This is a genomic window from Actinomadura sp. KC06 (assembly GCF_004348735.1).
Lineage (GTDB): Bacteria > Actinomycetota > Actinomycetes > Streptosporangiales > Streptosporangiaceae > Spirillospora.
Genome location: NZ_SMKT01000294.1, coordinates 1 through 5,495, shown reverse-complemented (window position 1 = coordinate 5,495; position 5,495 = coordinate 1). Strand labels below are relative to the sequence as shown.

Here is a 5,495-nt window from a genome sequence, read left to right as displayed (position 1 = left end):
ACCCGATGGTGACGACGCCGGTGGGGCGGGCGGGCCAGTTCCAGGCGGCGAGGACCTTGACCACGGCGTCCAGCAGGTCGGCGGGGACGTCGGTGTCGTCGGCGGCGAACAGCTCGCGGAGGCGGTTGCCCCAGCCGATGTCGGTGAGGCGGCCCAGGGCGCGGCCCGTCTCGGCCTGGAGCTCGATGCGGCCGGAGACGCCCAGGTCGTCCTTGACGCCGGCGGGCCACATGCGGCGGGGCGCGATGTCGACGCCGGGACGATGCAGGCGATCCCTCGCCTGCGTGGCGCTCTTCTGGGTGACGTCGGCGGACCAATGGCGGCCGGTGCAGTTGTCGCAACGGCCGCAGGGGGCGGCGGCGGGGTCGTCCAGTTGGCGGCGCAGGTACTCCTCTCGGCAGGCGGGAGTGGAGATGTAGTCGAGCATCGCCTGTTGTTCGCGGCGGCGTTCGGCGGTGACGCGTTCGTAGCGTTCGCGGTCGTAGGACCAGGGCCGGCCGGTCGCCGTCCAGCCGCCCTTGACGCGGCGGGCGGCGCCGTCCACGTCGAGGACCTTCAGCATCATCTCGAGGCGGGAGCGGCTGAGGTCGACCTGGGGTTCGAGGGCGCCGGTGGAGAGTGGGCGGCCGGCGGTCTCCAGGACTTCGAGCGTCTGGCGGACGACGTGTTCCGGCGGGAACGCGAGGCTGGCGAAGTAGGCCCAGATGTCGCGGTCTTCCCGGCCGGGGAGGAGGATCACCTCGGCGCGGTCGACGCCGCGGCCCGCGCGTCCGATCTGCTGGTAGTACGCCACCGGGGACTGCGGGGCGCCCACATGGACGATGAAGCCGAGGTCGGGCTTGTCGAAGCCCATGCCCAGGGCGCTGGTGGCGACGAGCGCCTTGAGCTTGTTGTCGAGAAGGTCCTGCTCGGCCTGGAGCCGTTCGGCCTGTTCGGTCTGGCCCGAGTAGGCGGCGACCTCGTGGCCGCGGTCGCGGAGGTAGCCGGCGATCTCGTGGGCGGCGGCGACGGTGAGGGTGTAGATGATGCCGGAGCCGGTGAGTTCGCCGATGTGCTCGCCCAGCCAGGCGATGCGCTGCTCGGCGGTCGGCAGCGTGACGACGGCGAGGTGGAGCGAATCGCGTTCGAGCGGGCCGCGCAGGACGAGGGCCTCGTCGCCGGCGAGCTGCTCGGCGACGTCCTGGGTGACGCGGGCGTTGGCGGTCGCGGTCGTGGCGAGCACCGGGACGCCGGGCGGCAGCTCGGCCAGCAGGGTGCGGAGCCGCCGGTAGTCGGGGCGGAAGTCGTGCCCCCAGTCGGAGATGCAGTGCGCCTCGTCCACGACGACCAGCCCGGCCCCGGCGGCGAGCTTGGGCAGGACGAGATCGCGGAACTCGGGGTTGTTGAGCCGCTCGGGGCTGACCAGCAGGACGTCGACCGCGCCGTCCTCGACCTCGGCGAAGATCTGCTCCCAGTCGCCGGTGTTGGACGAGTTGATGGTGCGGGCGTGGATGCCTGCGCGTCCGGCGGCCTCGATCTGGTTGCGCATCAGCGCCAGCAGCGGCGACACGATCACGGTGGGGCCGGCGCCGCGGTCGCGGAGCAGCCGGGTGGCGACGAAGTAGACGGCGGACTTGCCCCAGCCGGTGCGCTGGACGACCAGGGCCCGCCGCCGTTCGACGACGAGGGCGCTGATCGCCGTCCACTGGTCGTCGCGGAGCCGCGCGTGGTCGCCCGCGAGGGCACGCAGGCAGCGCTCGGCATCGTCCCGGAGCAGGTCTGATTCGGTCATGCGTCCTTGGTACCAGCGCCGCGGAGCCCCCCGCACCAGAACCGCGTTCTGTGGATAACAGGGGCGCTGATTTGGGACGGGTGGGGCGCGGGTAGCCTGCCAGTCAAGATCGGTTTTCCAGCGGGGAAGGAACCTGGGCGGGGAATGGGCGCGGCGGAACGCTTGCGACGGACGTGGCAGGTCCTGATGGACCACACTCCCCCCGAACCGCCCGAAGAGGAACCCGGCGAGGTCGTCGACCCGCGGGCGGTCGACCTCGTCCTGCGCGTGGGCGAACTCCTCCTGGCCAGTGGCGAGACCACCGAGCGCGTGAACGAGGCCATGCTCGGCCTTGCGGTCGCCTACGAGCTTCCGCGCTGTGAGGTCCAGGTCACGCTGACGAGCATCCTGGTGTCGGCCCACCCGGGGAAGGGCGAACCGCCGGTGACCGGGACGCGCGCCATCCGGCGCCGTACGCCGGCGTACTGGCGGCTCACGGCGCTGCACCAGCTCGTGCAGGACGCGTCCATCGGGATGCTGGAACTTGAGGACGCGCACGCGCGGCTCGCGGAGATAAAGAGGGGTCGTCCTCCATACCCGGCCTGGCTCCTGGTCGTGTCGCTGGGGCTCATCTCTGCCTCGGGCAGTGTGCTGACCGGCGGCGGACCGCTCGTGGCGGCCACGGCGTTCATCGCCACCCTGCTCGGCGACCGCGCCGCCGCCGCGCTGGCGCGCCGGGGCATCGCGGAGTTCTTCCAGCTGACGGTGGCCGCCGCGATCGGCGCCGGAGCGGCGGCGATCGTGGTGGCGCTGGGCAGCCCGGGCCAGGCGGCGACGGTCGTCACGGGCGCGATCCTGGCGCTGCTGCCGGGACGTCCGCTGGTCGCCAGCATCCAGGACGGCATCACCGGCGACCTGGTCAGCGCCGGAGCGCGGGTGCTGGAGGTCTTCTTCATGATCGCGGCGATCGTCTCCGGGCTGGGCGCGGTCGTCTACCTCGCGGTCAAGCTGGGCGTGACGATCGACGTCCGGCACCTGCCCACCCCCGCGGCGGAGCTCGAACCGGTCGCGGTCATGGCGGCGGGCTCCATCTCGCTGACGTTCGCGGTGTCGCTCGCCGTCCCCCGGGACGTGCTGACCGCCGCGGCGCTGGGCGGCGGGCTGATCTGGGTGCTGTACGTCCTGGCGCGTGGATGGCACGTTCCACCCGTGCTGGCGGCGGCCATGGCGGCCACCGTCGTCGGCGTCCTGGCGAACTGGCTGGCGCGCAGGCACGGGCAGCCCGTCATGCCGTTCGTCGTCCCTGCCATCGGGCCCCTACTGCCCGGCACCGGGCTTTACAGGGGAATGGTCGAGCTCAACACCGGTTCACCTGAGTCGGGTGTGCTGAGCCTCATCGGCGCCGTTTCCGTTGCCCTCGCGCTGGGCGCCGGCGTCAACCTTGGTGGGGAGCTCGTCCGGGCGTTCCAGCACGTCGGGTTGAGCGCGTCCGGGCGCTGGGCCCGTCCCGCGGCCCGACGCACCCGCGGTTTCTAGCGGCCGTCCTGCGCTCCGTCCGCAGAGCGTCTTCCAGGCGCTCGTTTTGTCGGTGGCGGACGTTACGTTCGCCACATGTACCGACAGGGAGACATCCTGATCCTGCCCGTGCCCGAGGAGGCGGTCCCGCAGTCCGTCCGCGATCTGCGGCCCGCGCTGCGGGACGGACGGGGACGCATGGTTCTGGCGCTGGGCGAGGCCACCGGGCACGCGCACGCGCTGTCCGCGCCCGGGTCGCTGCTGCGCGCGCCCGACCCGCTCACTCCGGACCATCTGCACCTGCCGTCCGGCGGACGGCTGGTCCACGAGGAGCACGCGCCGATCACCCTGCCGAAGGGCTGGTACCGGGTGATCCGCCAGCGCGAGTACGTGCCGGGCACCGTCCGCGTCGTGGCTGACTGAGGGGCCGCCGAGATGCTCACTGCTACAGCACGCGAAGCCCATTACGTGGTCGGCGACTGGCAGTCGGTGGCCTTCGGCACCGGTCCCGCCGACCGAGACCGGGCGGAGGCAGGCGTCGCCGCCGCATACGCAGCCGCCGGTCTGGACGCTCCAGAACGGTACGTGTGGGTGCCCTCCCCCGCGCGCGGGGCCGTGGCGGCGGCCGTCCTGGCCGGGCACGGCGACGCGCTGGCGGCGGCAGGGCTCGGCGAACTGGTCGATCAGGCCAGGGCCGACCTCGGAGGCGTCCTCGCCGGGACGAGCGTGCTCGCTGAGGTGAGGACGCGTCCGTGGGAGGCCGAACGCACCGCGGCCTGCTCCGAACAGGGGCCGGAGCAGTGGCCGCAGGTGTGGGCCGAGACGGGCGGCCTGCTGTGGAACCAGGTCCAGGCGCTGGTCGCGCGTGTACGGGGCGCCATTGGCGACCTTGTAGAGGGCGACGCGACCGACGCCCAGGTGGAGGCGACGGCGTCCCTGCTGCGGGGCGCCACGCTCGACGCCGTCCTCGGTCAGCACGACGCGCCTTGGCTGGCACTGTTCGAGACGCTCGGACGGCTGGACGGCCCACTCGCGGGCCTCGCGGAGGCCGCCCGCGCCACCGGCTGGTGGTGGCCCTACGAGCGGCTGGTGATTCTGTCGGAGCGGCCAGGCGAGCTGCACCGTGACGAGCCCGGACGGCTGCACCGCGGCGACGGCCCGGCCCTCGCCTACCCGGACGGTTTCGCCCTGCACGCCTGGCGCGGCATGCCGATCCCGCCCGATTTCGTCGACACGCTGACCGGTCTCACGGCGTCCCGCATCTCGTCCGAGGAGAACGCCGAGCTGCGCCGCGTGATGCTGGAGATCTTCGGCTACGACCGCTATCTGGCCGAGACGGGCGCGCGTCCCGTCCACCGGGACGAGACGGGCGTCCTGTGGTCGATCGACCTGCCCGGCGACGAACCCGTGGTCATGGTGGAGGTGGTGAATTCGACACCGGAACCAGACGGAACCCACCGGACCTACTATCTGCGCGTCCCGCCCAGCACGCGCACAGCGCGCGCGGGCGTCGCCTGGACGTTCGGTGTGGACGAGGCCGACTACCACCCCGAAAAGCAGACCTGAGCCTACGGACAGCCGGGACGTCCCGGCCCCCGGCGGGTGTCCGTTGGTCGCACTTCCCCAGTCACCAACGGACGCCCGCCCCGCTCCCGCCGCTCAGGGCGTTCATGGCGCTCAGGGCGTCGCGGTCTGCGCCCAGGTGACCTTGCCGCCGGCGGTGGAGCGCCAGCCCCACGACCGTGCCAGCGCGCCGACGAGCAGGAGGCCGCGGCCGCCCTCGGCGTGGAGGTCGACCCTCGGCGCGGACGGCCCCTCCGGGTTGTCGTCCCACACCTCGACCATGGCGGTCGCGTCGTCGGGCAGCGAGACGACGAGCGTGATGGCGGTCGCGTGCCGGATCGCGTTCGTGACGAGTTCGCTGGTGATGAGTTCGAGGTCGCCGTTGACGTCCTGGCGGTTCCAGTCCTCCATGGCGGCGCGCACCGTGTCGCGCGCCGCGCGCACGGCCGCCTCGACCGGCCTGAGCGCGAGGACGAGGTGGGGACGAGGTAAGTGGTCCACAGATCCGCCTAAGTTCCACCGGCTAACGCAAGCATGCGCCCTCTCCCGCGACCGTGCACGGGAACGACCCCAATGACCGCAACCGGCTCCCGCCCCGCCCCCGCCTGTCCCTTATACACATCTTACGCTGCCGACGAACGCCTAAGTGTAGAACTCGGTGGGCGCC

At 72.6% G+C, this 5,495-nt stretch carries 5 protein-coding genes; 3 read left to right on the top strand and 2 right to left on the bottom strand.

Going from position 1 to position 5,495, the window contains the following annotated elements:
* The coding region (locus tag E1287_RS41755; protein WP_131971430.1) for a RecQ family ATP-dependent DNA helicase at positions 1-1,771 on the bottom strand (1,771 nt) is incomplete at its 3' end.
* 186 nt (positions 1,772-1,957) lie between these two features.
* Here E1287_RS41755 and E1287_RS41750 point away from each other — a divergent pair.
* The 3 genes from E1287_RS41750 to E1287_RS41740 all read left to right on the top strand — a co-directional run bounded on the left by E1287_RS41750 (position 1,958) and on the right by E1287_RS41740 (position 4,831).
* Positions 1,958-3,286 carry a threonine/serine exporter family protein gene (locus E1287_RS41750; RefSeq protein WP_131971428.1) on the top strand — a complete coding sequence of 443 codons (1,329 nt, stop codon included), beginning with the start codon at positions 1,958-1,960 and terminating at the stop codon, positions 3,284-3,286.
* 75 nt (positions 3,287-3,361) lie between these two features.
* A complete protein-coding gene (locus E1287_RS41745) occupies positions 3,362-3,688 on the top strand; it encodes a hypothetical protein (protein ID WP_131971426.1) in 327 nt (108 codons plus the stop codon).
* A 12-nt stretch (positions 3,689-3,700) separates the two neighbouring features.
* Positions 3,701-4,831 carry a DUF6745 domain-containing protein gene (locus E1287_RS41740; RefSeq protein WP_131971424.1) on the top strand — a complete coding sequence of 377 codons (1,131 nt, stop codon included), beginning with the start codon at positions 3,701-3,703 and terminating at the stop codon, positions 4,829-4,831.
* A gap of 111 nt (positions 4,832-4,942) precedes the next feature.
* Here E1287_RS41740 and E1287_RS41735 read toward each other — a convergent pair whose 3' ends face one another.
* On the bottom strand, positions 4,943-5,329 hold the full coding sequence (locus tag E1287_RS41735) for an ATP-binding protein (RefSeq protein ID WP_131971422.1): 387 nt from the start codon (positions 5,327-5,329) through the stop codon (positions 4,943-4,945).
* Positions 5,330-5,495 lie beyond the last annotated feature (166 nt).

What these genes read in the sequence shown, in the direction of transcription:
- E1287_RS41750 (WP_131971428.1), top strand. Translation starts at nt 1,958, where the DNA reads ATGGACCACACTCCCCCCGAACCGCCCGAAGAGGAACCCGGCGAGGTC.
- E1287_RS41740 (WP_131971424.1), top strand. Translation starts at nt 3,701, where the DNA reads ATGCTCACTGCTACAGCACGCGAAGCCCATTACGTGGTCGGCGACTGG.
- E1287_RS41745 (WP_131971426.1), top strand. Translation starts at nt 3,362, where the DNA reads ATGTACCGACAGGGAGACATCCTGATCCTGCCCGTGCCCGAGGAGGCG.